This window comes from Citrobacter sp. Cf072 (assembly GCF_030334485.1).
Taxonomy (GTDB): domain Bacteria; phylum Pseudomonadota; class Gammaproteobacteria; order Enterobacterales; family Enterobacteriaceae; genus Citrobacter; species Citrobacter freundii.
In genome coordinates, this window is the sequence record NZ_JAOWDX010000045.1 from 46586 (window position 1) to 73350 (window position 26765).

A 26765-nucleotide genomic window follows, 5' to 3' on the forward strand; every position below is an offset into this window, starting at 1 on the left:
GCCTCCTCAGAGATCCAGTCCGGCGGCAACGTGACGAATACCGCGAATACCCAGACCGGCGTCGGCATTGATCATTACGCCACTTAATGTGCGGTTGTTGCGTTTTGACGCCAGCATCACATACGGGCCGGTAAAATCCGCAGGTTCAGGGAAGAACTGTAGCGGCAAGATAGCGGCGATTTTTTCCGGTGTCAGCGACTGCATAATCGATGTATCGTTTTGTCCCAACGCCTGCGGGCCGCGTAGATCTGTCGCCATACCGCACGGACCGACACCGTTAACACGTACCTTTGGCGCCAACTCGTAGGCCAACTGGCGAATCAGCCCGGTAGCTGCATGTTTAGAGGCGGTATACAACGGCCCGCCGCCGCCGGGATACCACGACGCATTGGACAGGGTAAAGATGATGCTGCCTTCGCTGGCGATAAGTGCCGGGGCGCAGGCTTTCGCCCCCAGCAGATAACCCAGCACGTTGACGTTAAACAGCTCATGAAAGCCGCTCTCCAGTGCGTCTGCAGGCGTATTGACCAGCGAGGCGTTGTGATCCCATATGCCCGCATTACCGATAAAACAGTCCAACGTACCGTAATTCATCAGGATTTGATCCACCGCGCGCTGATAGTCGGCGTAGCAGGTGACGTTGCCTTCCACAGCCAGCACATGTTCGCCAAAGCGCTGACGCAGACTGGCAACTTTAGCTGGCGACAGCTCCAGCGTGGCGACCCGCGCACCTTCTTCGATGAAACGCTCGACCAGCGCCAGGCCAAGGCCGGAGCCGCCACCAGTGATAAAGACCACGTTATCGCGTAAATCGCTCATCTGGCGTCCTCCGGAATATCAACAAACACATCGCTACTGTCCACATATACTGCGTAGGTGGTTAGCGGATCGGTGGCGGGTAAACACAACGCCTTGCCGGTTTTCAGGCAGAAGCTGGCGGCATGCAGTGGGCATTCCACCGTAGCGTCGTCTTCCAGATAGCCTTCCGACATCGAGGCGTTACCGTGGCTACAGCGATCGTTAATGGCATAGAACTCGCCGCCAACATTGAACAGCGCGATGACGGGCGAGGTATCAAGCCGGAGCGCTTCACCCTCCGGCAAATCCCCTACAGGGCAGGCAAATACACGGCTCATCAGAACAGTACACTCAGGTTATGGGAGGTGATCACCGCTTGATCCAGCACGATCTCACGCGCCAGTAAGCGCCACTCATCGCCGGGCAAACGACGGACTTTGTCCACGCGCGTGCCGACGTAAAACGTCTCGTCCCGCTCTTTTTGCGCGCGATACAGCAGATAGTTGAGGCGCACGGCGAACACGTCGGGAACCCCGGTTTCGCTGATTTGTAAGTTGCTAATCAGATGACGGGTACGCGACGGCGGCTCTTCCGCCCAGGCCATGCCGGTTTCCAGCCGCGCGATACGACGTTCGAGCTGGTCTTTGTTGTCGTTGAAAATCCAGGTAGTTGGTGGCTGCACGCCTTTGCGGCGGTCGCGCGTCTGGGCGTTGACCGTGGTACGCATGGTGTAGCGAATGTCGTCATCCAGCTGCGCCAACCAGTCGCGAAACTGCCAGTCGTCGAGCATACGCGCTTCTTCATACAGAAACTGGCTGATGCGATGATGCAGTTCGAGAGAAACTAAAGTGCTCATTTCATCACCTCCTGCTGGTAGGCGGCGGTTTTCTCGTGCACTTCCTGCCAGCTTTCGCTGCTGAGCAAATCGGCCCAGCGTTGGTACATGCCACGCGCGGCGGTTTCAGAAAAGATGTAGTTGGTGATCCCCGGAATGCCGTCTTCACGGCGTTTCTCCTGGCCAAGCCCCATTTCCAGACACAATTTCGTGTTGCGTGCGCGATGACCTTTCAGCAGTTTTTGAATTTCACACCAGTTTTCCGAGTCGTCCTGCTCCAGGAACCCGGCGGGGCCAAAAGCCCGCGTGGCGCTGTTTTCAAACGCGGCTTTCACTTCATCAGAGGCGGCTTTATCGGCAATACAGAACGCCCACACCTCAACCTGGTCCGGCCCACGCGGGTGCCAGACGCGCAGCGTGGCGGTACCGTTGAGCCAGGAAAGCGTGGGGAAAATGTTGTTGTGACCGGCCAGACGCAGGGCGCGAACCTTGCCCAAGCGTTGTTCGGCTTCCGCGTAGGTGTCGCGGTAGTAGCTGGAGACCTCACCATCGACCCAGACGTTGGCATCAGGATTCTCAGTAAAGAAAAATCCGCTGCCGTGCCCGTCCTGACCGAACTGTAGCGCGTCTTTGGCGGTTTCCCACACCGGGCGGGCGGTCTGACCATCGCCGAGGCGCTTATCGCTACCGTCGTCTTTCGCTCCCAGCACCTGCACCGCAGAGGCATGGCTGAACAGCGCGTGATACTGGTCGCTGGCAAACTGTTCGGCGGGGAATTTCCAGTTACAATCGATGGTCCACTTCTGGACGCCACCGACGATTTCGGTGCCGCCTTCACGACGATCGAGTACGCCGTCGAGATACCAGGCGATGTCGCCGAGATAATCGCCAAGCGCAGGCGCGGAGGTATCCCAGTTACCGAAAATCAGTCCCTTGTAGCTCTCTACGCCAGGCACTTCGTTCAGCCCCCAGTGCGATTTGCATAAACCTTGCGGATAAGCGCGCGGCTCCAGCGGGACGTCGATCAGCTCGCCGTTAATACCGTAAGACCAGCCGTGATACGGGCAGGTGAAGGCGCGGGTATTGCCGCAGTCGGCGTAGCTGACGCGCATCGCACGGTGGCGACACTGGTTGAGAAACGCTTTGATGCTGCCGTCTTTCTGGCGAACCACCACCACCGCATCCTCGCCCATGTAGGTGTTAAAAAAATCACCGGGTTTAGGGATTTGGCTTTCGTGGGCGAGAAATAGCCAGCAGCGTCCGAAGATGCGTTCCAGCTCCAGTTGGTAAATTTCAGGGTCGGTATAAATTCGTGGGATTACGCGACCGTTTTGCGTGTCGATCAGTTGGTAGATGTCTAAATTTGAGGGTGTGGTCATATTTTTTAATCCTGAAAGCTAAGATGTATTGACCTTCTTTTTTTGTACCCTAAGGATGTTGCTGGTTAGTTATCAATCTGTGAAATAGTAAATTTCTACCAGTTGAGACATTTTTTCGATAACAAGGAGCAGGGCATGGAACTGAGGCACTTACGCTATTTCGTAGCAGTGGCGCAGGCGCTGAATTTCACCCGGGCGGCAGAAAAGCTGCATACCTCTCAGCCGTCATTAAGCAGCCAGATCCGCGATCTTGAAACCTGCGTGGGCGTTTCGTTGCTGGTGCGGGATAAACGAAAAGTTGCGCTGACGGCGGCCGGTGAGTGCTTTTTACAAGATGCGCTGGCGATCCTCGAACAGGCGGAAAACGCCAAAGTTCGTGCCCGTAGAACGGTGCAGGAAGATAATCATTTCTCCATTGGCTTTGTCCCTTCCGCAGAGGTCAATCTGTTGCCGAAGGTGCTGCCTTTGTTTCGTTTAAAACAACCGGATACGCACATTGAACTGGTGAGTCTGATCACCACCGAGCAGGAAGAGAAGATCCTCAGCGGAGAGCTGGACGTTGGCTTAATGCGCCACCCGGTGTACAGCCCGGATCTCGATTATCTGGAGCTGATTCATGAGCCGTTGGTAGTTGTGTTACCGGTGAATCATCCGTTAGCTAATGAGCAGGCAATCTCCGCAGAACAACTACACGGCGTGAATTTTGTCAGCACCGATCCGGCCTATTCCGGCGCGTTAGCGATGATTGTCAAAAACTGGTTTCAGCAGCAAAAAAGCCAGCCTAACATTGTGCAAGTGGCAACCAACATTCTGGTGACCATGAACCTGGTCGGCATGGGGTTGGGGGTGACTTTGATACCCGGTTATATGAATAATTTTAATACCGGGCAGGTGGTTTTTCGGCCAATTATTGGTGATGTCCCAACCATCGCGTTGCTGATGGCGTGGAAAAAAGGATCTCTCAAACCGGCACTGACCGATTTTATCGCCACGGTACATGAACGTTTGGCCGTGAGTCTGACGGTGTAATGGTTACAACTCGCTGAGCTGTGACTCGACATACAGATAGCCAATTCCCATGAGTTGCTGGGCACGATTGAGCTGGCCGAAGCTTATCTGAGTCGCTCTGGCGCGCGGGTTATCACCGTGATCAAACGGGTTAAACCCAGTTTGCTGCACCAAGGTATTGAGCCAGCTATCGCCAAAAGCACAGCTACGACCGTACAACCATATCTGATTAATATTCAGTATATTCAGAAAGTTATATAAACTAAGCCCAATGGCATTGGCGGCATGCTCGGCCCAGGCCTGAATACGAACATCACCGTTATGCCAGGCAGTAATAAGCTGGTCGGTGGTGAGCGTTTCCGGATCGTAAAGGGACGTCGGCTGCGATTTCATCCACACGCGGGCCTGTTTTTTCAACGCGCTCAATGACGCCACCGTTTCCAGACAGCCATAGCGACCGCAGTCACAGGCAATTCCATCGGGATGAACGATGGTGTGTCCAATCTGGCCGCTGCCATACAGACTACCGCGCCAGATATTGTCGTTAATCACAAACGATGAGCCGATACCGTAATCAACGTTAATCACGCAAAAATCACCGTTAGCCGCTGGGTTTTGCCATTTTTCGGCCAGCGCCAGCATCACGCAGTCATTGTCCAGGCGGACCTGTACGCCGAGCATCTCTTCCAGCAGATATTTTATTTCCACCGGTGTTTTCCACGGGGCCTGGGGCATGGTTTTTGATGCGCCGGTGATCGGATCAACCTGGCCGTGAACGCCGAGCGCCAGATTAATCGTGACCTCGGGAAATTGTCGACGGTATTCCCGCCAGTGTGCAGCAAGGGCTGACAGCAGCGCTTTGGGGGTTTCCGGCTTAATGACCTCATGGCGCCAGTCGCCGATGGCAACCAGCCGTGCGTCCGCCAGTTGGCTGGTGATACTGGTAGGGGTGACGTTGATACATAGCGTCCATGCGCCTTTTTCTGGCAAATGATAGCTGCCGCTGCTCAAACCGCGCTGGCTTAAGGTTTTTCGCGAATGACTAATTCTCCCCTCATCCATCAGCTCTTCGAGGATATTGCTGACCGCCGGGATCGACAGGCCGGTGAGCTGCGCCAGCTGTGACTTGCTGAGCTGCTTTTCCCGCCACAGATGCGACAAAAAGATCTGCTTATTCGCCTGACGAACCCTGGCGTTGTTGAACCCCGAACGCTGCATTCACTTAACTCCCTTAACTATATTGCGTGAGCATTGCGCATTTTAGCGCCACTTAACTGCCGCAGAATAGCATCAAGTTGAATTTTTACTTTTGCTTATTGAGTGGAGAGCGGCATGTACGGTTCAGTTAAAGTCTGGCAAGAAACGATCACCCTCCCAACGTGGACGGCGGGTGAAGAAGATGCCAACCCAATGTTTCTGGAAAAGCGGGTTTACCAGGGATCTTCTGGCGCGGTGTATCCGTATGGCGTGATTGATACGCTGACCGGCAAACGTGAAATGCGCGACTATCAGGCGGTGTGGATGGAGAATGACTTCATTCGCGTCATGCTGTTGCCGGAGTTAGGCGGGCGTATTCATCGAGCGTATGACAAAGTTCAGCAGCGCGATTTTGTCTACTACAACGAAGTGGTGAAGCCCGCTCTGGTTGGTTTGCTTGGGCCGTGGATCTCTGGTGGCATTGAATTTAACTGGCCGCAGCATCATCGCCCAACCACTTTTATGCCAGTCGATTTTACGCAGCAACAGGGTGAACACGGCGAATATACCGTATGGATGGGTGAGGTAGAACCTATGCGCGGTTTACAGGTGATGACCGGATTTACGCTGTATCCGGATCGCGCCCTGATCGAGATAACCGGGAAGGTGTTTAACGGTAACGCTACGCCGCGCCATTTTTTATGGTGGGCGAATCCAGCGGTGAAGGGCGGCGACGATCACCAGAGCGTGTTTCCGCCGGATGTGACCGCAGTATTTGACCACGGTAAGCGTGATGTTTCTGCGTTTCCTATCGCCACCGGTACATACTATAAAGTGGACTACTCGGCTGGCGTGGATATCTCGCGCTACAAAAACGTGCCGGTACCGACCTCCTACATGGCTGAAAAATCAGATTATGATTTTGTTGGCGCATGGCATCACGGTGAGCGAGGCGGGCTGCTACATGTGGCTGACCACCACGTTTCGCCAGGGAAAAAACAGTGGACCTGGGGCTATGGCGACTTTGGCGTTGCCTGGGATCGTAACCTTACCGATGATAACGGTCCTTATATTGAACTGATGACTGGGGTCTTTACCGACAACCAGCCGGATTTCACCTGGCTTGCGCCGTACGAAGAGAAAGTCTTCGTACAAAACTTCCTGCCCTACAGCGAACTGGGCATGGTGCAAAATGCCAGTACGCAGTTGGCGCTTCGTCTGGTACGTGAGCGTAGCCAGCTTTCTGTGGGCGTTTATGCGATTGCGCCGCTGCACGACGTGCAGATTACGCTTTCTGCCGATGGACAACCGTTCTATGAGCATACGCTGACCCTGGAGCCCGGACAAAGCTGGCTGGCTGATGTGTCTGACGATAACCATGCGCGGGTAACGATGACTGTCACTGGCGCCGATGGCATTACGCTTTTGCAGTACGAAGAGCACATCGCGCAAGAGTTACCACTGCCATCGGCGGCCGTCGCGCCAGCGCTGCCAGAAGCGCTTTCTAATACCGATGAACTCTATTTTATTGGTCAGCATCTGGAGCAGTACAACCATGCCAGCCGCTATGCCGAAGATTATTATCGCCGCGCGCTGGACGTTGATCCGCTGGACTACCGCAATAATGTGGCCCTGGGGACGCTGGCGCTAAACCGCGCGGACTGGGCGCTGGCGGCACAATGTGCCGGCAAGGCGCTGGAGCGGGCGCATAAGCTCAATAAAAATCCGCGTGATGGCGAGGCGAGTATGCTGCTGGCCGCCGCACAGGAACGTCAAGGCGATGATGACAGCGCGTGGGATAATTATTATAAGGCCAGCTGGAGCGGCAACTGCCGGGATGCGGCTTTCTGGTCGTTAGCGCGTTTGGCGATGAAGCGTCAGGACTACGCTGGCGCATTGGAAAAGGTGGAGCAGAGCCTGCGCTTTAACGGTAGTAATAACCTGGCGATGGGGCTGAAAGCGCTGGCGCTGGCAAAGCTTGATCGCAATGCGCAAGCGCTGGACTACATTCGCCAACAGCTGGTGGATTATCCGCTGAGCTATACCCTGCATTATGCACGCTGGGCAATCTGCCAGGACGAAGCGACAGCGCTTGCGCTGATCTCGATTACCGGGCGTCGCGGGACCAACGCGTGTGAACTGGCAGGCTGGCTGACCTCTTTGGGGCAAAAGGATGCTGCCCGTGGCGTGCTGGAACTGCTCGACAGCCAGGAAACGCTGCCGATGCTGTGGCGCGCCTCGCTGAGCGATAATCCACAACCCTTCATTGAACGTGCTCGTGAGTGTCTGCAAAACCGCGTGCGTTTCCCCAATACGCTGGATGAAGTGCAGATGCTGCAAACTCTTGAGCAAAGCGCTTTTGCCCGCTATTTACTCGGCTGTTTCTGGTACAGCAAACGGCGTTATGCCGAGGCGGTTTCCTGCTGGCAGTTCACGCTTGCGCAGGAAGCGGATTTCGCTCCGGCGCATCGTTTACTGGGGATTTACGCCTGGAACAAACTGCACGATGCACAGCAGGCGAAACAGTATCTGTCGCAAGCCGTGGCGCTGGAGCCGCAAAATGCCCGCTTCCTGTTTGAACTCGACTATCTCAACAAGCTGATGGCACAACCGGCTGAACAGCGTCTGCAGCGGCTGGAAGCCAGCAAAGAGATTGTTTTCCAGCGTGATGATCTGACGGTGGAACTGCTCAGCTTGTGGAATGGGTTGGGGCGCTATGACGATGCCGCCGCAGTATTACGTGAGCGGGTGTTCCATCCGTGGGAAGGCGGTGAAGGTAAAGCCACCGGGCAATATCTGCTTAATCAATTACATCGCGCGCTGGCTGCCGTGCAGTCCGGCGACCCGCAAACTGCTATTACGCAACTGCAACAGGCGCTGCACTATCCGCAAAACCTCGGGGAAGGCCGTTTGCCAGGGCAAACGGATAACGACATCTGGTATTTGCTGGGGTATTGCGCGCAGCTGCAAGGCCATTTCGAAGAATCTCAGCGCTACTTCTCCCGTGCGACGCGCGGCGGAAGCTCACTGGATGCCGGACGTTACTACAACGACCAGCCAGTGGACTATCTCTTCTGGCAGGGTATGGCGCAGAGAAAACTTGGCGATGATTCAGAGGCGGACGCTCTGTTCAATAGCTTCCTGCAATGGGTTGAGTCGCATCACGACAACGTGCCGGATGTTGATTTCTTTGCCGTATCGCTACCCGACCTGGTGGTGCTGGATACCTCAGCAGAAGCAAAACACCAGCAACATTGCCTGTTTATCAATGCGCTCGGGCATCTGGGGCTAGGAAATAGCGCCGCCTGTCAGCGTGAACTTGATGAACTCCTGCAACTCAATCCGGCACATGACAAGGCATTACTGCTGCGTCACGCCATTAACGTAAGGATTTTCCAGTAACACTCGAAACGGGTGGGGGATAACCTCACCCGAAACCTACTGTACCCTGCGTTTCCCTGAAAGAGGAATCATAATGAATAACGCGCAGACACATTTAAAGATTGGTTACGTCTGGACTATCTGCCTGGTTGCGGCCTGCGGAGGTTTACTGTTTGGCTATGACTGGGTGGTGATCGGCGGGGCAAAACCCTTCTATGAAGCATATTTCTCGATTACCGATCCGGCGCAATCCGGCTGGGCGATGAGTTCCGCGCTGGTTGGTTGTATCTTTGGCGCGCTGATTTCCGGCTGGTGCGCCGATAAATTTGGCCGAAAAATGCCGCTAATTCTCTCAGCGATCCTCTTTAGCGCTTCTGCCTGGGGAACTGCCGTCGCCAGTAACTTCGATATGTTTATTGTCTATCGCATTGTGGGTGGCGTGGGGATTGGTCTGGCGTCTGCGCTAAGTCCGCTGTATATCGCCGAGGTCAGCCCGGCGGAAAAGCGAGGTCGCTTTGTTGCCGTTAACCAGCTCACCATCGTCATTGGCGTGCTGGCGGCGCAGCTTATCAACCTGATGATTGCCGAACCTGTTGCCACAGGCGCTACGCAGCAGGCAATTGTTGAAAGCTGGAACGGTCAGACAGGCTGGCGCTGGATGTTTGGTGCTGAATTAGTGCCTGCGGTAATTTTCCTGGTGCTGATGTTCTTTGTACCTGAATCGCCGCGCTGGCTGGTGAAAGCGGGCAAAGCCGATCGTGCGCGTGCCATGCTGCAGCGCATTGGTTCGGCGGAATATGCCGGGCAAACGCTGAAAGAGATTGAACATACGCTGCAAAAAGATAATCACAAGGTCGCGTGGTCAACGCTGTTACAACCGCAGATCAAACCGATCGTGATTATTGGCATGGTGCTGGCAGTGTTCCAGCAGTGGTGTGGGATCAACGTTATTTTCAACTATGCGCAGGAGATCTTCGCCTCTGCCGGATTCGACATCAACGGTACGTTAAAATCGATCGTGGCGACAGGGATCATCAATCTGGTCTTTACCCTTGCCGCTCTGCCGTTAGTGGACAAAATTGGCCGTCGTAAACTGATGCTGTTCGGCGCGTCAGGATTGACGGTTATCTACGTACTGATTGCCGGGGCGTACGGGTTGGGCATTATGGGCTGGCCGGTTCTGGTTCTGGTGCTGGCGGCAATCGCGATTTATGCTCTGACGCTGGCGCCGGTGACCTGGGTGCTGCTATCAGAAATTTTTCCCAACCGCGTGCGCGGGCTGGCAATGTCGCTGGGGACGCTGGCGCTGTGGATTGCTTGTTTCCTGCTGACCTATACCTTCCCGCTGCTCAATGCGAGTCTGGGCGCGTCGGGAAGCTTCCTGCTGTACGGTGTGATTTGCGCGATGGGCTTCATCTATGTTCTGCGTAATGTACCGGAAACCAAAGGCGTGACGCTGGAAGCACTGGAAGAACAGCTGGCGGCGCAGCATACAAAAGTTGGTGCATCAACCCAACCGCGAAGCGCCCGCTAATGGATGGTCTGCTGACGCTACAAAACGCACATCTGCGGATGTGCGTCGATCCGCAGGGCGGTTCTCTATTAAGCCTGGTTTCGTTACAACATCAACAGGCCATTTTACGCGAAGGTCATGGTCAGCAGCCTGGTGATTGCGGCCTGTTCCCGATGCTGCCGGTCGCGAATCGGGTGGCGGGAAATCGTTTTATGCTGCGCGGTGAAGAGGTGGTTTTACCTCAACATGGCGCAGACGATACTTTCTTCCTGCACGGTGACGGCTGGCTGCAACGCTGGCAGATTATTACCGCTACCCAAAGCGGTTGTTTGCTGCAGTTGCGCAGTTGGCACCCCTGCGGCTACGACTATACGGCGCGGCTTTGTTATCAACTGGAAACCTCAAGCCTGCACGCCTCGTTGACGCTCACCCATTACGGTGAGCAGCCAATGATTTACGGCTGTGGGTTCCATCCATTTTTCGCCTTTGATAAGCGCAGCACGGCGCAGTTCACCGCCGGCGGTTACTGGCCGGAGGGGGAACAGCATCTGCCGCTGGATTGGCAACGCGATATCCCTGCAGTGGCGGATTTTAAGCATGCGCAATACGGTGAGGATAGCTGGCTGAATGTCGGATATTCTGGCTGGAGCGGGCGGGCCGTTATTCAGCGAGATGTGATGAAAGTCACGATTTTAGCGCAAACTCCGTGGTTGATGCTGTTCAGAATGTCGGGTGAGGAGTTCCTGTGCCTGGAGCCGCAAACGCATCCGGTGAATGCCCACAACATGCAGGGGCAGCCGGGATTGCAGGTTTTAGCGCAGGGAGAACGCTGCCATTTTGCGATGCAAATTAGCGTCGAATAGGGCAAAAATCATGTTATCTGCCTGTTAATGCTCTCTTGCGCCAGCCTGCGTTTGTCGCCAGACTATCGCCTCCAAACGGGAGGGATTCATGGCTTTGCATTCCACGCGCTGGCTGGCGCTCGGTTATTTCACCTACTTCTTTAGCTACGGTATCTTTCTGCCTTTCTGGAGCGTCTGGCTCGAAGGGTTAGGGCTGACGCCGGAAACCATCGGTTTACTGCTGGGCGCGGGGCTGATTGCCCGTTTTCTCGGTAGCTTGCTGATTGCACCGCGTGTGAGCGATCCCTCTCGGCTGATCTCAGCGTTACGTATTCTGGCCTTGTTGACGTTGGTGTTTGCGCTGGCCTTCTGGGCGGGGACTAACGTGGCGTGGCTGATGGTGGTGATGGTCGGCTTTAACCTGTTTTTCTCGCCGCTGGTGCCGCTGACCGACGCACTGGCCAACACCTGGCAAAAACAGATAACCATGGATTACGGTCGGGTGCGACTGTGGGGATCCGTGGCCTTTGTGATCGGCTCTGCGTTGACCGGCAAACTGGTGAGCCTGTTCGACTATCGGGTGATCCTGGTCCTGTTATCGCTTGGCGCCGCCTCAATGCTGCTGGGCATGATGATTCGCCCGAGCGTGCAACCAGCGGGTGAAAACCGTCAGCAGGAGAGCGCAGGATGGCCCGCCTGGCGCGCGCTAATAACCCAAAGCTGGCGTTTTCTGGCCTGCGTGAGTCTGCTGCAGGGCGCACATGCAGCTTATTACGGTTTCAGCGCCATTTACTGGCAGTCTGCCGGGTATTCCGCTTCGGCGGTGGGCTATTTATGGTCATTAGGCGTGGTGGCGGAAGTGATTATTTTTGCGCTCAGCCACAAGCTGTTCCGCCGCTTTAGCGCTCGCGATCTTCTGCTGCTTTCCGCCGTTTGCGGCGTGGCGCGTTGGGGTCTGATGGGCTGGAGCACAGAGCTGCCATGGCTGATTGTGGTGCAAATCCTGCATTGTGGAACGTTTACCGTCTGCCACCTGGCGGCGATGCGTTACATTGCTGCGCGACAGGGCAGTGAGGTGATTCGTCTCCAGGCGGTATATTCTGCGGTGGCGATGGGCGGCAGTATCGCCATCATGACCGTTTTCGCCGGCTATCTGTACCAGAACCTGGGCAGCGGCGTATTCTGGGTGATGGCGCTGGTGGCGCTCCCGGCAATTGTTCTGCGCCCGAAAGTGGTGGCGCAGCCTGCGACGTTATGATTCAAGGATTTTGCGGATCTGCTGCTGCTGGTGAGACGTAAGCGCCAGATCCGCATGAATCAGCGGGGGAGAAAACAGCGGTAGCGGCGTGGTGTACGGTGTAATAATCAGCGTTACGCCACGCGGCGCTCCCTCTTTTTGAAAGTCCTGCATCGGCATATGTTTTACGTTGAGCGGCAGCAACGTCAGTTCGCGCAGCTGTTGCTCTATATGCGCTTCAAGTTGTTCGTTACTACCGGTCAGCAGGATAATCTGCTTTTCGTGCAAATCCTTCTCCTGCATCAGCCAGGCGCCGAAAATAACGGCGACCAGGCCGATCTCTTCTTCTGAAAACTGGACATCGTATTCCGCTTCAAAGCCGTGAATCGCCTCGCGGGTAGTTCGAACCAGCCGGGGATAAAGTCGGCTGAACTCCTCCGGTAGCGTGTTATCAATGCCGATGGCAAACACGCTGCGGTTCAGTGCCTGGGCCAGGTGGATATACAACTGGTCATTCAACCCTTGCTCGTCGCTGAAGCGCACGTTGCCATACTCGCGAAAACGCAGCACCAGCCGCGCAATAGCAAGGCGCAGGCGGCGATCCTGCTGGTGATTATCGCGGATCGGGTCGGGGATGCGGATCATTGAGAATAACAACGCCATAAACAGCGATTCGCCCAGCGGCGCACTTTGCATGACGTGGCGCTGCCAGTGGCGGCCAATTTCCTCGGCGAGCGGATACTCCGCGCAGGATTGTGCCCACCGTTGCTGGAGTGGATTAAACTCTGGGGTGATCCCTGCGTGATGTTGCAGCAGGCAATATTGTAAATACAAGCGCAGGAACTGGATGTCACGACACTCAAACGGCTTCTGTAAGCGCCGGGAGCACAGATTGATGAGCGCATGCAGATTGGTGTCGTCATACAGCGTACGTGCGATACCTTGTTGTTTAAGAGCAATTTTTAAAGTGGGCGTGAAATGCTGAGCGATAAAAGTAGGGCAAATCCGCAGGCCACGACGCAGCCACTGCAACAGACACAGACGCTGATTTAGCGGGGTTCCTTCGATCGCATAGCCACCATTCTGCGCGGTGGCTATCGTGAGCCGGTGATAGCGCTGGATTTCGAGCCCTGCGCCAATAATATCTTCCTGAACCGTGGCATCATCGACACCATTGAGGCTGCTGAAGGTTTGTGTAGTCGCGATTTGCCCTGGCAGGAAAAGCGTCAGCAGAACCTGGCAACGGCGCTGGGGAGCGGATAGTACAGATGGCGGAGCAAGCGTTGACATCATCTGTAGGGTCTCCCGTAAGTATGTTTGATAAGAATAGCTAAAGTTTGCTCATAGATTTGAGGAATGGAATGCTTTCCACCAGGAATGCTGGAGAGCGTCACAGAATTTTTAACGTGCGGAACAGATAGCGGGAGTGGAACGCAGCGCGTTAATCCGCTTTTTCACTGTTTTATCTTTTTGTTGAGATATAAAAAAATGCCAGAGGGGGGAATGCTGGGGGAGGGAGGTATGAACATGCTATCGCAGAGAAGTGAAAAACCTAAAGTGAACGTAGCAATACGACGGAGGCAACAGATTCATTACCTCCGTAACCGCTGTCTGGCGTTACTTCTCACGACTCAACGTTAATCCCACATCGCCGCCCGGATGTACCGCCAGCAGCGTTTCCTTTGAGTAACCGCTCTCGCTCATCAGACAGGCACAGGCGGCGTCAAAGATAGCCAGCACCAGTAAAATAGAGGTGGTAGCCAACATGTTCAGCGGGTCGGCCTCTCGCTGAACGCCAGTGGAAATCACTAGCTTCGATGCTTTCGCGATGGCCGAATCCGCGTTTTCAGTCACGCTCAGGATGGGCACATTCCTCGCAGCCAGTCCGGGCAGCAGCCGGGTGAGCTCGTCCGAATTACCCCCGCGTGACAGCATAATCACCAGGTCGTCGGCGCGTAAAAAACCGAGATCGCCATGCGCTGCATCCGTCGCGTTGAGGTAAATCGCTGGACGTTCCACGCAGGCAAGCATATGCGCGACTTTACGCGCAGCAATGCCAGAGGTGCCGACGCCGGTGACGACGATTTTGCCCTGACAACCGCGCAGCTCCGCCATCAGCGACTGCCAGACAGGTTCAGTCAGATGCTGCCCCAGACCCGCCAGGGCATCGCTATAGAGCTGGAATACGCCGCTGGCCTGAGACCAGGAGTTACTCATGCGTCCTCCTGCATCAACTGGCGGTATTTCATATGATCCTGATACATCTCGTGGAATACCCGATATTTGCGATCGTAGTACTGCTTAATGCGATTAGTCTGCGGGGTAACCGTTTTACCAATCCGGCTCATCGCTGACATTGCTTCCGGGAAGGTATCGAACACGCCCGCGGCGATAGTTCCCATCATGGCGCCACCCAGCAGCATGGCTTCGCTCTCTTCAGGCAGCAGCATCGCACAGCCGGTGGCGTTGGCATGCTCCTGAACGAAGATCGGGTTTTTCGTCCCGCCGCCGCTGGCCATAATGGTATCGATGGTGTAGCCGCTTTGATTCATCGTTTCAATGATATGACGGGTTCCCAGCGCAATGGCCTGGATGGTCGCGAGGTACTGTAACGCCATATCTTCCGGCGTGCGTGACAGCTTCAGTCCGGTGATAGCGCCTGTGAGCGTTGGGTTGGCGCGAGGTGAACGGTTGCCGTGGAAATAGGGCAGGATGTGCATGTCACGGGTTAAAAATGCGATATCTTCCGGCTCACCGGCCATTTTACGCAGCAGCGCATTCAGCACTTCATAAATGGTCTGCCCTTGAGATTTCGCCTGGGTCAACAAGGTTTCGTAACAAGGATGCGACTGAATAACGTGGTCGATTAACGCCCCGGTTGCCGACTGTCCACCTTCGTTAAGCCAGTATTCTGGCAGCACTGCTGAGTAGTAAGGACCCCAAACGCCGCCGATAAAACGCGGCTCTTTGGAAATCGCCATGTGTCCGGTAGAGGTGCCGCCAATCAGCGCGACGCGGCGGTCAAAATCCGCCACCTCGCCAGAGACACCGCTCGCGCCGAGCGTGCCGAGCGTACCGGCGTGGGCATCGATGATCGAGACGCTGACAGCGGTCCCCGGAATCAGCCCCATTTCGCTGGCGGCGCGCGGAGAAAGACCATGACCGAGCGGTTCGCCCATGGTTTTCACGTAGCGACCAATTTTGGCAGCATCATGTTCCAGCAAGTCTTCCAGCCCAATCTGGCGGAAATAGCTGTCATCCCATTTGTCTTCATGGCCCATATAGGTCCATTTACACACCGTCGAGCACAGTGAGCGCGTGTCATCGCCCGTTGCGCGCCAGGTCAGGAAATCGGGCAGGTCAAAGTAGTATCCCGCATTGGCCCAGGTGTTGGGCATATGTTGCTTCAACCACAGCAGTTTGGGCGTTTGCATTTCCGGGGAGATAATACCGCCAACGTAGTCCAGCACCCGATGATGCAGGGCGTTAATGCGCTCAGCCTGAGTAATGGCGCGGTGATCCATCCACACAATGATATTCTGTTCGCTGCGCCCGGACGGACTAATGGTCAGCGGTTTACCTTCTTTATCCAACACCACCAGTGAACAGGTCGCGTCAAAGCCCAGACCTTTCACCTGGATAGGGTTGATATCCGACTGGTTAATCGCATCGCGAACCGCGTTACACACTGCCTGCCAGATGTTATCGGAAGACTGCTCAACAAAATCGGCCTGCGGGCGGTAAATCTCGATGGCCCGACTGGCCTGGCCGACCATTCTGCCGTTGAGATCAAACACGCCAGCACGGGCGCTTCCGGTTCCGACATCCACACCAATAAAGTAACTTGCCATAATTTTTTCTCCTGAAATCAGGCTTTACGATTCTGTAATGCGATAAAGAGGATCAGCACCGCGCCCCACAGCGCCATCGTCAGATAGCTGCTGACCCCCAGCAAGTTAAGGCCGCTTTCCAGCATTTGCAGCACAATCAGCGCCAGTACCAGGCCGATAATGCGTCCGAAGCCGCCATCCGGATTGATGCCGCCGAGTACGGAGGCAAGGATGGTGACCAGCAGGTAGGACTCACCGTATCCGGCTTTTGCCGAGTTGAATTTCGCCATCATCAGAATGGCGGCGACCCAGCCGAGCAGGGCTGAAATCACGTACACGGAAATTTGTACCCGTACGGTATTAACACCACTGTAGCGGGTAGCCTGTTCATTGGAGCCGACGAGATAAAGACTGCGCCCCAGCGTGGTGTGCTCCAGCAGTACCCATAGCAGGATTGCCACCAGGAAAAAGAGCAACAGCGCCACCGGAATACCCGCAATCGTGGCGTTGCCAAGGTACTGAATGGCGGTCGGGAAACCCGAAATCACCGTCCCGTTGGAGAGCAGAATATTCAGCCCGGAGATAAGTGTCATCGTGCCGAGGGTAGCGAGAATCGGTGAGACGCCGACCCAGGCAATCAGCGCGCCGTTGAGCGTACCGATAGCCACCGCCACGGCTGCACCTGCCAGCAGCGCCAGCACCAGAAACAGCGGGTTATCCGGATGGGTAACGATAATCGCTGCCATTACCAGCGAGCAGGCGTTCGCCCCGGCAATAATTGACAGGTTAATGCCGCCGGTCAGCATGGTCATACCCATCCCGAGGGCCAGCATACCGAGGATCGGTAACTGTGAGCCTATCGACTGGAAGTTAGCGACGCTAAAAAAACGGCTGCCGAGCAGGGCTGAGAAAACTAGGGCGACGACCACAATAATGACGCATTGCAGACGAATGATGGCATCACCGGGTAAAAATCTGGCGATTGTTTTCATCTCAAAGCTCCCTTGCCAGTTTGCGTTTTTCGTTCCAGGCCGTGGCACTGATGCTGACCAGGATAATGGCGCCGCTGAATACGGTGTGCCAGTAAGAGGAGACGCTGAGTAGCGTCAGACCATTTTGTAAGAAGGCGAGCAAAACAACGCCGAGCAGGGTTCCGGTCAACGTACCGCGCCCGCCGCTCATGCTGGTTCCGCCGAGTACGACCGCCGCCAGCACCGTCAGCTCAAAGCCGAGCAGCGAATTGGGTGCAACTGACTGGGTGATTTGCGCCTGAACCACGGCGGCAACACCTGCCAGAATGCCCATATAGCCATAGACGTAGAAATGCAGCTTCAGCAGATTCAGCCCCAGGCGTGAGGCCGCGTCGCGGTTGCCGCCCATGGCGTAAACCTGACGGCCAAGACGTGTATAGTTCATCAGCACTGCGGTAAAGACGATCACCGCCGCCAGGCACAGCAGGGGCAGGGTGAGGCCGTAGTCGTAGCCATCTGCCGCGGTGAAGGAGAACCAGTTAATGCCGTTCATAAACCAGTCAGGGAAACCGTACAGCCAGGTGCCTTTGGTGGCGTAAACCAGAAGGCCGTAGTAGACGTTCAGCGTGGCGATGGTAATGATGATTGCCGGAACGCGCAGCCAGTAGACCAGGAAGCCATTAATCAGCCCAAGCAGCAGGCCCACCGCAATCGCAATGGTTAACGCCAGAGCGAAGTTGCCGCCGTGGCCGATCACCCAACTGGCCATCGCATACTGGGCAATCGCGGTCATCGCCGGAAATGAGATATCGATCCCACCGGAAATCAGCACCACAAACAACCCACAGGCGAGAATGCCGAGAATCGCGTAGCTGGTGGCCACATCTGTCAGATTGCCGAGCGAGAGGAACTCATCGGTGCTGACACTTAGCCCAACCGCCAGCGCTACGACCAGCAGGCCCAGCCAGAATTCATGTTGCCCGATTAAACGGGACAGATGCATCTTATTCATTGATTACCTCGACCACTTCAGCAATCTCCTCTTCACGGCAGTGATGAGGATTAAATTCCGCCACCAGTCTGCCGCGACGCATCACCAGCACGCGGTGGCTGTTGTAATATGCTTCCGGAATTTCATCGCAAATCATCAGCACCGCCATACCTTGTTCCGCCAAATCGCGGGCTATCTGATAAATGCCCTCTTTGTTGGCGATATCCACGCCGACGGTAGGCGAGTCGAGGATCAGAATGCGGGGATTGGTCGCCACCCATTTGGCAATGGCGATACGCTGGGCATTGCCGCCGGAAAGGGTTTTGACCGGCAGGTGCGGATCGGACACTTTGATATTCAGTTCGCGGATTAAATCGGCGACCAGCTTTTGCGCTTTACTATGATCGAGCAAGCCGCTACCGGTGTGCAGTTGATCAAACACCGTGACGATGGTGTTGTCGTAAATCGACTGCTCCATGATCAGCCCCTGCGTCAGGCGATCTTCTGAGACGTAGCCGATCCCGTGCTTAATGGCGTCGTGGTTATTACGAAGCGTGACCGGCTGACCGTTAATACGCATCTCGCCGCTTTCCGGGTGTGTCATGCCAAACAGGCTCAAACAAAGTTCGGTACGCCCAGCGCCCAGCAGGCCGACAATCGAGACAATCTCGCCGCCATGCAGCGACAGATTAATGTTCTGGTATTTGCCTCTGCGGCTGAGGTTGCGCAGCTCCAGCAGGGGTTCTCGATCGTCGAATGATTTCTCCGGCAGCGGGCTGTAGTGGAAGCGTTGTCCGGTCATCAGGAAAGCCAGCTCGTGACTGTCCAGTTCGCTGGCAGGATATGTGCCCACCAGTTTGCCGTCGCGCATGACGCTGATACGGTCTGCCACTTCCATTACTTCATCCAGACGATGGCTGACAAACACCACGCAAATGCCAGCCGCTTTCAGTTCGTTAACCACCTTCAGCAGACCATTGACCTCCTGGCGGGTTAGCGAGGCGGTGGGCTCGTCCATAATCACCAGACGCGCATCGGCGGCAATTGCTCGGCAAATAGCGACCAGCTGTCGGTCGGCAATCGAGAGTTTTTCTACTTTTTTATCGGGATCGATATTCACCCCGATACGTTTCATGGCTGCCAGCGCCTGCTGTTTCATAGCACCACGACGCACCCAGATATCACCGCCCGGCAGATAGCGGTTGACCGCGATATTTTCTGCGACGCTAAAGTTGGGGAACAGCGACAGGTCCTGATAAATAACCTGAATGCCATAATGGGAAGAGAGCTGCGGCGTCAGGTGATGGAACAATTTTCCGTCGAGTAAAATCTGCGCGCCTTTTTCCGGGTGATAAACCCCGGAGATCACTTTAATAATGGTACTTTTACCACAGCCGTTTTGACCCGCCAGACAGTGAACTTCGCCTTTTCTCAGCGTCAGATTCACGTTATCCAGCGCCAGCACGCCCGGGAATTGTTTGCTGATATTCTCAAGAGTGATAAATGCGGTGGTGTCTGCCATGGACAATACCCCTGCGAGCGCCCTGACGGACGCTGAGTGTTAGTTTGGTTGATAGCGCCGACCAGACGGTCGGCGTTAAGGTTCCCTGGTGTTGGCTAAAGCCTTAGAAACCAAGTGATTGTGCGTTGTCTTTGGTGACTTCGAGGATCTTGTTAAAGCGGATCACTTTCTTCTCCGTGTCGATATCGGCTTTCCCTAAACCATCGATACTCAGATCTGCATTGACTTCTTTGCCCTGCAACAGCTGATCGGCAACCGTTACCAGCGCATAGCCCGCATCTTTTGGATCCCACAGCAGCGCTTTTTTGATATCTCCACGCATCAGGTAAGGCGCAGCCTGCGCTGGCATGGCGATCCCGACAACGGCAATTTTATCTTTGGCGCGTTTTTTCTGCACAGCCTGACCCGCACCAATTGGACCCAGTGAGCCGAAGCCGATAATGCCCTTCATCTGCGGATAGGTTTTCATCAGATCTAGCGTGGTGGCGTAGGATTTATCAATGCTTTCCGCGACCGGCAGGCGTGAAGTGACCTCGAACATTTCCGGATATTTTTCTTTCTGGTACTTAATTGCATAATCCGCCCACGCGTTATGCAGTGGGACCGTCAGCGAACCAACATAGATTGCATACCCGCCTTTGCCGCCCATATTTTTCGCTAACTCATCGACGTTGGCTTGTGCGTATTTTTCACTATCGATGGTTTCGATATCCCACTGACCGATTTGCTCGTCCGGGGATTCGTGCGTCAGGACCACAATGCCTTTATCGCGCGCTTTTTTCAGTACTGGCTCAAGAACCTTGGCATCGTTCGGTACCACGATGATTGCGTTGACGTTTTTGGCGATCAGATCCTCAATCACTTTGACCTGCTGTGCCGGATCCGGCGTAGATGGACCGGTCTGGTAAGCGTTCACATCCAGTTTTTTTGCTGCTTCGTTAACGCCGGTTTCCATGCGGTTAAACCAGGGAATACCGGTGACCTTTGCAACCACAGCAATTTCATATTTTTCCGCCGCAAAGGACGTGCCGGACAACATGCATGCAGAAACCAGGGTTGCACTGAGTAATGCGAGTTTGAATTTCATAGTTGTACCTTTCGTAGGGGGCAGGACATGTCACGGCGTGAAGTTAACAACGAATGGAAGAGGGAATGAATCATAAGTTTGGAGAATGTGATATACGCCCACTATTGTGAATTTATGGAAACAAAATAGTTAACAATTGGTTAAATTAGCATGGTTTTAGATTCAAGCGTTCAAATTAAGTGTTAATAAAACATTAAAATGAAACTATTAATTAACATTTTATTATCATTTTACTTAAGATTTGACGCCGAAAAGGTGTTTGGGTGGAATTTCCCGAAGAAGAAATTATCGAAATTGAGAACTGAATCGATACCGGAAAAGGGTGCTCAACTTTTTTTCGTTCAATGATATCCTCGGCACACTTGCGCCAAATACGGCATCATTATTTGTGGCGGTGTTGATTTTTATCGTGGAGAACTCATGCAAGGCGTTAAACGTATCATTATGACGTTGTTTCTCGCTGTCCTGTCTTTTGGCGCAGGTGCGCATCCCCACAGCTTTATTCATCTGAAAACCGAAGTTGTGAGCGAAAATGATCGGTTCGTCGCGCTAAAAATGCGCTGGACGATGGATGAAATCACGTCGGCGGATCTGCTTTACGACGCGGGGAATGCTAAACCTGGTGATGAAATTTGGAAAAAACTGGCGGCGGAAGTGATGGCCAACGTTCTCGGGCAGCACTATTTCACCGAAGTGTGGCACGATGGGAAAAAGGTAAAGTTTAAAAACAGACCGACGGAATATGGCATGGCGCGTGAAGAACACCAGGCGGTGCTGACGTTCGTTCTGCCGCTGGCCGAAGCTCAACCACTGAGCGGTCAAAAATATACTATTTCAACCTTCGATCCGACCTACTACGTCGATATGAGCTATGACAAAGACAGCGACGCCCGACTTTCGCAGACCATAAGCCAGCAATGCCATATTTCAATGCATACGCCGACGCCGAATGAACACATGTTAAGTTTTGCGCAGTCGCTGGATAAAGAAGACGCACCGCCGGAGGATATGGAGTTGGGTAAACAGTTTGCACAGACGGTGACGCTGCAATGTCAGTAGTTTATCAACAACGCGCAGCCAGACGCCGTTGGCTCACGCTATGGCCGCTGGCGGTCTTTTTGTTGCTGGCGACAGGCGGGGGGCTGTGGTTGTGGCAAGCCTGGCCTCAGGTAATGATGCACAGTGTCGTCTGGCAGCGCGACGTTAACCAGCAGATGAGCGGGTTGCTGAAAGCGGTTGCCGCGAACCCCACACGTGCGGGCGGATCTCTGCTGTTGTTTAGCTTTATATATGGGGTATTGCACGCATTGGGGCCGGGGCACGGCAAAATCGTCATCACGACCTGGCTTGCGACGCATCCGTCGAAGCTCAAGTCGAGCATTGGGCTGACGCTGGCGTCTTCCCTATTGCAGGGGCTGGTGGCAATAGGACTGGTGGTTGTAGTCCTCACGGTGCTGCAACTGCCTGCCCGACAGCTGCATATGAGCAGTTTCTGGCTGGAGAAAGGAAGTTATGCGCTGGTTGGCATGTTGGGCGTTTTATTGTGTGTCCGTGCGCTGAAGAAATTGCGCCAGCTGCTGATGCGCCCGAAATTCACCGCCTTTACGCCGCACCATGTGCATCACGAGGGCTGCGGCTGCGGGCATCAGCATTTGCCCAACCAGGAACAACTGCAAAGCGGCGATGACTGGCGCGCCCGGTTGATGATTATTCTCTCTATGGGCATGCGTCCCTGCTCTGGCGCAATTATGGTGCTGCTGTTCAGTAAAGTGGTTGGCGTCTTTAGCTGGGGTATGGCGTCGGCGTTGGCGATGGCGGCAGGAACCTCTTTGACGATTACGTCACTGGCTTTGCTGGTACATAGCTTTCGCTCATTGGCGGTGAAAATTAGCGGGCATAAAGCGCCGGTGCTGTGGCGACAGATTGGCTGGACGACGCTGGCGTTAGCCGGTGGTGCGGTGCTTATTGTTGCTGCGGTAGTTATGTGGATGAGCGCGGTGCCGGTAGGGCGAGGGATAAGACCATTTTAGATTAGTGAGCGGAATGGTATGACTTGTAGGCCGGATAAGACGCGAAAGCGTCGCATCCGGCACCACAGCAGATTAACGCTTCAGCGCATCGCTCAGTTCGTCACGCATGTTAGCCAGCATGGCTTTAACAACGCGCGGGTTACCTGCAACGATGTTGCCGGTTGCCAGGTAGTTATGACCACCGGTGAAGTCGCAAACCAGTGCGCCAGCTTCACGTGCAATCAGCTCACCTGCTGCGAAATCCCATGGTTTCAGACCGATTTCGAAGTAACCGTCAACGCGCGCAGCGGCAACGTAAGCCAGATCCAGCGCAGCAGAACCTGTGCGGCGGAAGTCAGCGCACTCGGTAAACATTTTACCAAGAATTTTCATGTAAGAAGCGGCGTGCTGCTTCGCTTTGAACGGGAAACCGGTGGCGATGATGGTGCCGTCCAGATCGCGGGCGGTGCTGCCACGCAGACGATAGCCGTTCAGCTGTGCGCCCTGGCCGCGAGTGGCGGTGAACAGTTCGTTACGCATTGGATCGTAAACAACGGCGACTTCAGTACGGCCTTTAATGCGTACTGCGATAGATACCGCGAAGTGCGGCAGACGTTTTACGAAGTTAGTAGTGCCATCCAGTGGATCGATAACCCATTGAACATCCTGATCTTCACCTGCGTGCTCACCACTTTCTTCGGTGATGATGGTGTGCTGTGGGTAAGATTTGCGAATAGTTTCGATAATAATCGCTTCGGCGGCTTTATCGACGTTAGTCACGAAATCATTGCTGCCTTTCTGGCTGGTTTCTACAGAGTCTGGGGTTTCGTAGTGTTTGGCAATTACATTACCCGCCTTGCGCGCTGCGCGCACGGCGATGGTCAGCATCGGATGCATCGGTCTCTCTCACTGGATGTTAAAGAACGGGAAAACGGCGCAGAGTATAGCAGCGAGTTCGGAATATGTCTTCGTTTTATGATAATATGCCCGAATAATCTTTAGCCGAAGAAATACAATGCTGCAAAATATTCGAATCGTGCTGGTGGAAACCTCTCACACTGGCAACATGGGCTCTGTAGCCCGCGCAATGAAAACCATGGGTTTAACCAATCTGTGGCTGGTAAATCCACTGGTTAAACCGGACTCTCAGGCCATCGCTCTGGCGGCAGGTGCCAGTGATGTAATTGGCAGCGCGCAGATTGTCGATACTCTCGATGAAGCGCTGGCAGGTTGCAGCCTGGTAGTAGGCACCAGTGCGCGCTCCCGTACGCTACCGTGGCCGATGCTGGATCCGCGTGAATGCGGTTTAAAAAGCGTCTCTGAAGCGACGAATTCGCCCGTAGCGCTGGTGTTTGGTCGTGAACGTGTTGGCCTGACGAATGAAGAACTGCAGAAGTGCCATTACCACGTCGCTATTGCCGCGAACCCGGAATACAGTTCGCTTAATCTGGCGATGGCGGTGCAGGTCATCTCTTATGAAGTGCGCATGGCCTGGCTGGCAACGCAGGAAAGTGAGAAGACCGCAGAATACGAAGAAGCTGAGTATCCGCTGGTCGATGATTTAGAGCGTTTTTACGGTCATCTGGAACAAACGCTGCTGTCGACCGGATTTATCCGTGAAGGGCATCCGGGGCAGGTGATGAACAAGCTGCGCCGTCTGTTTACGCGTGCGCGTCCTGAGAGCCAGGAGCTGAACATTTTGCGCGGAATTTTAGCTTCAATTGAGCAACAGAATAAAGGCAAGTAAACGTAACGCCTCCGGCAAGTAAAAATGGCACTGAAGGTTAAATACCTGACTAAATTAGTCAAGTAAATAGTTGACTGATTTAGTCGGGAATGTCAGACTTGCCCCTGCTATGCAATACCCCCATTTTACAATAAAAAACCCCGGGCAGGGGCGAGTTTGAGGCTAAGTAAGACATGAGACTGACATCAAAAGGGCGTTATGCCGTGACCGCAATGTTGGACGTTGCGCTCAACTCCGAAACGGGCCCGGTACCGTTGGCTGATATTTCTGAACGTCAGGGAATTTCCCTGTCATATCTGGAGCAGCTGTTTTCCCGTTTGCGTAAAAACGGTCTGGTTTCCAGCGTACGTGGACCAGGCGGCGGGTATCTGTTGGGTAAAGATGCCGGCAGCATCGCAGTAGGTGAAGTAATCAGCGCTGTGGACGAGTCTGTAGATGCGACCCGTTGCCAGGGCAAAGGCGGTTGTCAGGGCGGCGATAAATGCCTGACCCACGCGCTGTGGCGCGATCTGAGCGATCGTCTGACCGGTTTCCTCAACAACATTACGTTGGGCGAACTGGTGAATAATCAGGAAGTCCTGGATGTGTCTGGTCGCCAGCACACCCATGACGCTCCACGCACTAATCGTGCACAAGACGCGATCGACGTTAAGTTACGCGCATAATAAAAGTATTTTAGAATCAGGCCGGGGTGTTACACACCCCGTTAACTCGGTCGTACATCCAGCCGGTTGCCTGATTCCTTGCATTGAAGCGATGTACGGAGTTTATAGAGCAATGAAATTACCGATCTATCTCGACTACTCCGCAACCACGCCGGTGGACCCGCGTGTTGCCGAGAAAATGATGCAGTGTCTGACCCTGGACGGAAACTTTGGTAACCCAGCGTCTCGTTCACACCGTTTCGGCTGGCAGGCTGAAGAGGTGGTAGATATCGCCCGTAACCAGATTGCTGACCTCGTGGGCGCTGACCCGCGTGAAATCGTCTTTACTTCCGGTGCGACTGAATCCGATAACCTGGCGATTAAAGGTGCAGCCAACTTTTATCAGAAAAAAGGCAAGCACATCATCACCAGCAAAACCGAACACAAAGCCGTGCTGGACACCTGTCGTCAGCTGGAGCGCGAAGGATTTGAAGTCACCTACCTCGCCCCGCAGCGTAACGGCATTATTGACCTGAAAGAACTTGAAGCGGCAATGCGTGACGACACCATCCTCGTGTCCATCATGCACGTGAATAACGAAATCGGCGTGGTGCAGGATATCGCGACTATCGGCGAAATGTGCCGTGCGCGCGGCATCATCTATCACGTTGATGCGACCCAGAGCGTGGGCAAACTGCCTATCGATCTGAGCCAACTGAAAGTTGATCTGATGTCCTTCTCCGGCCACAAAATCTATGGTCCGAAAGGTATCGGTGCGCTGTACGTGCGTCGTAAACCGCGTATTCGTATTGAAGCGCAGATGCACGGCGGCGGTCACGAGCGCGGTATGCGTTCCGGTACGCTGCCTGTGCACCAGATCGTCGGCATGGGTGAAGCTTACCGTATCGCTAAAGAAGAGATGGAAACCGAGATGGCGCGCCTGCGCAGTCTGCGTAACCGTCTGTGGGACGGCGTGAAAGATATGGAAGAAGTGTATCTTAACGGCGATCTCGAGCAGGGCGCACCGAACATTCTCAACGTTAGCTTCAACTATGTTGAAGGCGAATCGCTGATTATGGCGCTGAAAGATCTGGCTGTATCCTCCGGTTCTGCATGTACTTCTGCAAGCCTGGAGCCATCCTACGTGCTGCGCGCGCTGGGGATGACCGACGAGCTGGCACATAGCTCAATTCGTTTCTCTTTAGGTCGTTTCACTACCGAAGAAGAGATTGACTACGCCATTAATCTGGTTCGCAACTCCATCGGCCGCCTGCGTGACCTTTCTCCGCTGTGGGAAATGTACAAACAGGGCGTGGATCTGAACAGCATTGAATGGTCACATCACTAATCGGTACCGATAAGGAGAATTCAGCATGGCTTACAGCGAAAAAGTAATCGATCATTATGAGAATCCACGTAACGTGGGTTCTTTTGACAACAGCGACGAGAACGTGGGCAGCGGCATGGTGGGTGCACCAGCCTGTGGCGACGTGATGAAGTTGCAGATTAAAGTCAACAATGAAGGTATCATTGAAGACGCGCGTTTCAAGACTTACGGCTGCGGTTCCGCTATTGCTTCCAGCTCTCTGGTTACCGAATGGGTAAAAGGGAAATCTCTGGACGAAGCACAGGCGATTAAAAACACCGATATCGCCGACGAGCTTGAACTGCCACCGGTGAAAATTCACTGCTCTATTCTGGCTGAAGACGCGATTAAAGCCGCGATTGCGGATTACAAAAGCAAACGTGAAGCAAAATAATTAAGAGTTGAGGT

Annotated in this window: 24 protein-coding genes; 11 read left to right on the forward strand and 13 right to left on the reverse strand. The window is 54.4% G+C overall.

Annotated elements, in window-relative coordinates:
- Positions 1-6 precede the first annotated feature (6 nt).
- Genes hcaB through hcaE form a run of 4 tightly spaced genes read right to left on the reverse strand, consistent with a single transcriptional unit; the run spans position 7 to position 3012 of the window.
- On the reverse strand, positions 7-819 hold the full coding sequence (hcaB, locus tag OGX66_RS12640) for a 3-phenylpropionate-dihydrodiol/cinnamic acid-dihydrodiol dehydrogenase (protein WP_016150771.1): 813 nt from the start codon (positions 817-819) through the stop codon (positions 7-9).
- Positions 816-1136 (reverse strand): 3-phenylpropionate/cinnamic acid dioxygenase ferredoxin subunit, encoded by a 321-nt coding sequence (gene hcaC, locus OGX66_RS12645; RefSeq protein WP_286511610.1) that lies wholly within the window; start codon positions 1134-1136, stop codon positions 816-818. Before hcaC ends, hcaB begins: the two co-directional genes overlap by 4 nt.
- A complete protein-coding gene (gene hcaF, locus OGX66_RS12650; RefSeq protein WP_088903173.1) occupies positions 1136-1654 on the reverse strand; it encodes a 3-phenylpropionate/cinnamic acid dioxygenase subunit beta in 519 nt (172 codons plus the stop codon). Before hcaF ends, hcaC begins: the two co-directional genes overlap by 1 nt.
- Complete coding sequence (hcaE, locus tag OGX66_RS12655; protein ID WP_136345766.1) at positions 1651-3012, reverse strand: 3-phenylpropionate/cinnamic acid dioxygenase subunit alpha; 1362 nt, start codon at positions 3010-3012, stop codon at positions 1651-1653. The genes hcaF and hcaE overlap by 4 nt, the downstream gene beginning before the upstream one ends.
- 135 nt (positions 3013-3147) lie before the next feature.
- Here hcaE and hcaR point away from each other — a divergent pair, with 135 nt between their 5' ends.
- Positions 3148-4041 carry a DNA-binding transcriptional regulator HcaR gene (gene hcaR, locus OGX66_RS12660; protein WP_048217264.1) on the forward strand — a complete coding sequence of 298 codons (894 nt, stop codon included), beginning with the start codon at positions 3148-3150 and terminating at the stop codon, positions 4039-4041.
- Between the two features lie 3 nt (positions 4042-4044).
- Here hcaR and OGX66_RS12665 read toward each other — a convergent pair whose 3' ends face one another.
- Positions 4045-5238 (reverse strand): ROK family transcriptional regulator, encoded by a 1194-nt coding sequence (locus OGX66_RS12665; protein WP_088903175.1) that lies wholly within the window; start codon positions 5236-5238, stop codon positions 4045-4047.
- Positions 5239-5352: 114 nt separating this feature from the next.
- On the opposite strand from OGX66_RS12665, the gene OGX66_RS12670 reads away from it, so the two are divergent.
- The 4 genes from OGX66_RS12670 (at position 5353) to OGX66_RS12685 (ending at position 12211) form a co-directional block, all read left to right on the forward strand.
- A complete protein-coding gene (locus OGX66_RS12670) occupies positions 5353-8619 on the forward strand; it encodes a DUF5107 domain-containing protein (RefSeq protein WP_270934439.1) in 3267 nt (1088 codons plus the stop codon).
- A 73-nt stretch (positions 8620-8692) separates the two neighbouring features.
- The gene (locus OGX66_RS12675; RefSeq protein WP_003838420.1) at positions 8693-10132 is read left to right on the forward strand and encodes a sugar porter family MFS transporter; all 1440 of its coding nucleotides are present in this window, start codon (positions 8693-8695) and stop codon (positions 10130-10132) included.
- A complete protein-coding gene (locus OGX66_RS12680) occupies positions 10132-10974 on the forward strand; it encodes an aldose 1-epimerase (RefSeq protein ID WP_286511612.1) in 843 nt (280 codons plus the stop codon). Before OGX66_RS12675 ends, OGX66_RS12680 begins: the two co-directional genes overlap by 1 nt.
- 88 nt (positions 10975-11062) lie before the next feature.
- Positions 11063-12211: a 3-phenylpropionate MFS transporter gene (locus tag OGX66_RS12685; RefSeq protein WP_003037650.1), complete on the forward strand. Its 1149-nt coding sequence runs from the start codon at positions 11063-11065 to the stop codon at positions 12209-12211.
- Here OGX66_RS12685 and csiE read toward each other — a convergent pair.
- The 7 genes from csiE to OGX66_RS12720 form a co-directional block, all read right to left on the reverse strand.
- Positions 12206-13483, reverse strand: a complete 1278-nt coding sequence (gene csiE / locus OGX66_RS12690; RefSeq protein WP_003037652.1) for a stationary phase inducible protein CsiE — start codon at positions 13481-13483, stop codon at positions 12206-12208. The genes OGX66_RS12685 and csiE overlap by 6 nt on opposite strands.
- 324 nt (positions 13484-13807) lie before the next feature.
- On the reverse strand, positions 13808-14407 hold the full coding sequence (locus OGX66_RS12695) for a KpsF/GutQ family sugar-phosphate isomerase (RefSeq protein ID WP_003838425.1): 600 nt from the start codon (positions 14405-14407) through the stop codon (positions 13808-13810).
- Entirely contained in the window at positions 14404-16041 is a 1638-nt protein-coding gene (locus OGX66_RS12700; RefSeq protein ID WP_046670152.1) for an FGGY-family carbohydrate kinase, read from the reverse strand. The genes OGX66_RS12695 and OGX66_RS12700 overlap by 4 nt, the downstream gene beginning before the upstream one ends.
- Before the next feature lie 17 nt (positions 16042-16058).
- Positions 16059-17012 (reverse strand): ABC transporter permease, encoded by a 954-nt coding sequence (locus OGX66_RS12705; protein WP_003037658.1) that lies wholly within the window; start codon positions 17010-17012, stop codon positions 16059-16061.
- Between the two features lies 1 nt (position 17013).
- On the reverse strand, positions 17014-18003 hold the full coding sequence (locus OGX66_RS12710) for an ABC transporter permease (RefSeq protein ID WP_003037661.1): 990 nt from the start codon (positions 18001-18003) through the stop codon (positions 17014-17016).
- Positions 17996-19504 carry a sugar ABC transporter ATP-binding protein gene (locus tag OGX66_RS12715; protein ID WP_060855377.1) on the reverse strand — a complete coding sequence of 503 codons (1509 nt, stop codon included), beginning with the start codon at positions 19502-19504 and terminating at the stop codon, positions 17996-17998. The genes OGX66_RS12710 and OGX66_RS12715 overlap by 8 nt, the downstream gene beginning before the upstream one ends.
- Positions 19505-19607: 103 nt before the next feature.
- Entirely contained in the window at positions 19608-20591 is a 984-nt protein-coding gene (locus OGX66_RS12720) for an autoinducer 2 ABC transporter substrate-binding protein (protein WP_003037665.1), read from the reverse strand.
- A 420-nt stretch (positions 20592-21011) separates the two neighbouring features.
- Here OGX66_RS12720 and OGX66_RS12725 point away from each other — a divergent pair, with 420 nt between their 5' ends.
- Together OGX66_RS12725 and OGX66_RS12730 are read left to right on the forward strand one after the other, a co-directional pair.
- A complete protein-coding gene (locus OGX66_RS12725; RefSeq protein WP_049002465.1) occupies positions 21012-21650 on the forward strand; it encodes a DUF1007 family protein in 639 nt (212 codons plus the stop codon).
- Complete coding sequence (locus tag OGX66_RS12730; protein WP_044714633.1) at positions 21641-22621, forward strand: nickel/cobalt transporter; 981 nt, start codon at positions 21641-21643, stop codon at positions 22619-22621. Before OGX66_RS12725 ends, OGX66_RS12730 begins: the two co-directional genes overlap by 10 nt.
- A 72-nt stretch (positions 22622-22693) precedes the next feature.
- Here OGX66_RS12730 and suhB read toward each other — a convergent pair whose 3' ends face one another.
- The gene (gene suhB / locus OGX66_RS12735; protein ID WP_003037670.1) at positions 22694-23497 is read right to left on the reverse strand and encodes an inositol-1-monophosphatase; all 804 of its coding nucleotides are present in this window, start codon (positions 23495-23497) and stop codon (positions 22694-22696) included.
- A 118-nt stretch (positions 23498-23615) separates the two neighbouring features.
- On the opposite strand from suhB, the gene trmJ reads away from it, so the two are divergent.
- The 4 genes from trmJ (at position 23616) to iscU (ending at position 26751) form a co-directional block, all read left to right on the forward strand.
- Positions 23616-24347, forward strand: coding sequence for a tRNA (cytosine(32)/uridine(32)-2'-O)-methyltransferase TrmJ (trmJ, locus tag OGX66_RS12740; protein WP_003838431.1), 732 nt, complete (start codon positions 23616-23618; stop codon positions 24345-24347).
- Positions 24348-24520: 173 nt separating this feature from the next.
- Entirely contained in the window at positions 24521-25012 is a 492-nt protein-coding gene (iscR, locus tag OGX66_RS12745) for a Fe-S cluster assembly transcriptional regulator IscR (protein ID WP_003037674.1), read from the forward strand.
- A 112-nt stretch (positions 25013-25124) separates the two neighbouring features.
- On the forward strand, positions 25125-26339 hold the full coding sequence (gene iscS, locus OGX66_RS12750) for a cysteine desulfurase (RefSeq protein WP_088903178.1): 1215 nt from the start codon (positions 25125-25127) through the stop codon (positions 26337-26339).
- A gap of 25 nt (positions 26340-26364) precedes the next feature.
- Positions 26365-26751 carry a Fe-S cluster assembly scaffold IscU gene (gene iscU / locus OGX66_RS12755; protein ID WP_002913991.1) on the forward strand — a complete coding sequence of 129 codons (387 nt, stop codon included), beginning with the start codon at positions 26365-26367 and terminating at the stop codon, positions 26749-26751.
- Positions 26752-26765 lie beyond the last annotated feature (14 nt).

Bases quoted from the DNA above. Each gene is read 5' to 3' on its own strand.
- hcaB (WP_016150771.1), bottom strand. From the start codon at position 819: ATGAGCGATTTACGCGATAACGTGGTCTTTATCACTGGTGGCGGCTCC.
- hcaC (WP_286511610.1), bottom strand. From the start codon at position 1,136: ATGAGCCGTGTATTTGCCTGCCCTGTAGGGGATTTGCCGGAGGGTGAA.
- hcaF (WP_088903173.1), bottom strand. From the start codon at position 1,654: ATGAGCACTTTAGTTTCTCTCGAACTGCATCATCGCATCAGCCAGTTT.
- hcaE (WP_136345766.1), bottom strand. From the start codon at position 3,012: ATGACCACACCCTCAAATTTAGACATCTACCAACTGATCGACACGCAA.
- hcaR (WP_048217264.1), top strand. From the start codon at position 3,148: ATGGAACTGAGGCACTTACGCTATTTCGTAGCAGTGGCGCAGGCGCTG.
- OGX66_RS12665 (WP_088903175.1), bottom strand. From the start codon at position 5,238: ATGCAGCGTTCGGGGTTCAACAACGCCAGGGTTCGTCAGGCGAATAAG.
- OGX66_RS12670 (WP_270934439.1), top strand. From the start codon at position 5,353: ATGTACGGTTCAGTTAAAGTCTGGCAAGAAACGATCACCCTCCCAACG.
- OGX66_RS12675 (WP_003838420.1), top strand. From the start codon at position 8,693: ATGAATAACGCGCAGACACATTTAAAGATTGGTTACGTCTGGACTATC.
- OGX66_RS12680 (WP_286511612.1), top strand. From the start codon at position 10,132: ATGGATGGTCTGCTGACGCTACAAAACGCACATCTGCGGATGTGCGTC.
- OGX66_RS12685 (WP_003037650.1), top strand. From the start codon at position 11,063: ATGGCTTTGCATTCCACGCGCTGGCTGGCGCTCGGTTATTTCACCTAC.
- csiE (WP_003037652.1), bottom strand. From the start codon at position 13,483: ATGATGTCAACGCTTGCTCCGCCATCTGTACTATCCGCTCCCCAGCGC.
- OGX66_RS12695 (WP_003838425.1), bottom strand. From the start codon at position 14,407: ATGAGTAACTCCTGGTCTCAGGCCAGCGGCGTATTCCAGCTCTATAGC.
- OGX66_RS12700 (WP_046670152.1), bottom strand. From the start codon at position 16,041: ATGGCAAGTTACTTTATTGGTGTGGATGTCGGAACCGGAAGCGCCCGT.
- OGX66_RS12705 (WP_003037658.1), bottom strand. From the start codon at position 17,012: ATGAAAACAATCGCCAGATTTTTACCCGGTGATGCCATCATTCGTCTG.
- OGX66_RS12710 (WP_003037661.1), bottom strand. From the start codon at position 18,003: ATGAATAAGATGCATCTGTCCCGTTTAATCGGGCAACATGAATTCTGG.
- OGX66_RS12715 (WP_060855377.1), bottom strand. From the start codon at position 19,504: ATGGCAGACACCACCGCATTTATCACTCTTGAGAATATCAGCAAACAA.
- OGX66_RS12720 (WP_003037665.1), bottom strand. From the start codon at position 20,591: ATGAAATTCAAACTCGCATTACTCAGTGCAACCCTGGTTTCTGCATGC.
- OGX66_RS12725 (WP_049002465.1), top strand. From the start codon at position 21,012: ATGCAAGGCGTTAAACGTATCATTATGACGTTGTTTCTCGCTGTCCTG.
- OGX66_RS12730 (WP_044714633.1), top strand. From the start codon at position 21,641: ATGTCAGTAGTTTATCAACAACGCGCAGCCAGACGCCGTTGGCTCACG.
- suhB (WP_003037670.1), bottom strand. From the start codon at position 23,497: ATGCATCCGATGCTGACCATCGCCGTGCGCGCAGCGCGCAAGGCGGGT.
- trmJ (WP_003838431.1), top strand. From the start codon at position 23,616: ATGCTGCAAAATATTCGAATCGTGCTGGTGGAAACCTCTCACACTGGC.
- iscR (WP_003037674.1), top strand. From the start codon at position 24,521: ATGAGACTGACATCAAAAGGGCGTTATGCCGTGACCGCAATGTTGGAC.
- iscS (WP_088903178.1), top strand. From the start codon at position 25,125: ATGAAATTACCGATCTATCTCGACTACTCCGCAACCACGCCGGTGGAC.
- iscU (WP_002913991.1), top strand. From the start codon at position 26,365: ATGGCTTACAGCGAAAAAGTAATCGATCATTATGAGAATCCACGTAAC.